Source organism: Helicobacter bilis ATCC 51630, assembly GCF_000686565.1.
GTDB lineage: Bacteria > Campylobacterota > Campylobacteria > Campylobacterales > Helicobacteraceae > Helicobacter_A > Helicobacter_A bilis.
Genome location: NZ_JMKW01000124.1, coordinates 1 through 1,255, shown reverse-complemented (window position 1 = coordinate 1,255; position 1,255 = coordinate 1). Strand labels below are relative to the sequence as shown.

The following is a 1,255-nucleotide window of genomic DNA, read 5'->3' as shown; positions in this document are numbered from 1 at the left end:
AGTTTTCCATCTTCTGTGTAGAATCTCGTATCCCCATGAAACAAGTTGTTTAAATATGGTATTTCTGCCATAAGCTTCCCATTCTCATAATACCATTTTCCTATGCCTTCTGCTTTGCCGTTTTTAAATGGTGTTTCTCCCTCTAGATTCCCATTTTCATAATACCATTTTTCTATACCTTCTTTTTTGCCATTTTTGTATGGTGTTTCAGCCCGAAGCTCCCCACTCTCATAATACCATTTTTCTATGCCTTCTCTTCCACCATTTTTAAATGGTGTTTCCATTCTAAGATTCCCATTCTCATCATACTCTTTTTCTACACAACCGCTTATTTTATCCGCTTCAGTTTTACATTCTTTTAGTATATCTGCATGTAAAATAGAAAATGAAAACAAACCTATAAACACACTTTTTAGTAACATATTTGTCCTTTAAAATTAAGATAAAGATTCTGTATTTTACAAAAACTATTTTAGATTAAAGCTTGAAAGATTCTAAGATGAGAATCTAGCAAGTGTTAAGATAGTTTTAAAATCAAGGGTTATTTAGAATCGCTTTTAAGGCATATTTCTTGTAAATAGTTAAGTGCTTTTTCAATGTCGTTAATATTAATCTCGTCTATTTCTTTGTCTGTCAAGACTTTATCATTAAAGCATTTACCGCTTGTAATCTTGCCATTCTCGGCTTTAAGCAAAGCAAGTAGCTTTCCATCTTCCGTGTAGTATTTTAAATTGCCATGTGCTTCATCATTTTTATGTGGTATTTCACTTTCTAGATTCCCACTCTCATAATACCACTTTACCATACCTTCTCTTTTGTCATTTTTAAATGGTATTTCTATATTAAGATTCCCATTCTCATAATACCATTTTTCTATGCCCTCTATTTTGCCATTTTTATATGGTGTTTCTCTCCAAAGTTTCCCATTTAAATCATATTTTTTTTCTACACAACCGCTTATTTTATCCGCTTCGGTTTTACATTCTTTTAGTATAGGTGTATCTACACTATGAAATGAGAGAAAACCTATAAACACACTTTTTAGTAACATATTTGTCCTTTTAAATTAAGATAAAGATTCTGTATTTTACAAAAAATTCTTTTAGACTAAAGCCATAAAGATTCTAAGATGAGAATCTAGCAAGTGTTAAGATAGCTTTAAATCATAAATTATTTAGAATCACTCTCTTTAAGGCATATTTCTTTTAAATAGTTAATTTCTTGTTCAATGTTAATGTCTTCTCTTCTAATCTCT

The 1,255-nt window shown here is 30.3% G+C and carries 2 protein-coding genes; both read right to left on the bottom strand.

Annotation, left to right across the window (positions count from 1 at the left end):
* On the bottom strand, nt 1-422 hold a 422-nt coding region (locus T368_RS0111580), incomplete at its 3' end, for a toxin-antitoxin system YwqK family antitoxin (RefSeq protein ID WP_027338513.1).
* A gap of 119 nt (nt 423-541) precedes the next feature.
* Nucleotides 542-1,051, bottom strand: a complete 510-nt coding sequence (locus T368_RS0111575) for a toxin-antitoxin system YwqK family antitoxin (RefSeq protein WP_027338512.1) — start codon at nt 1,049-1,051, stop codon at nt 542-544.
* Nucleotides 1,052-1,255: the final 204 nt, after the last annotated feature.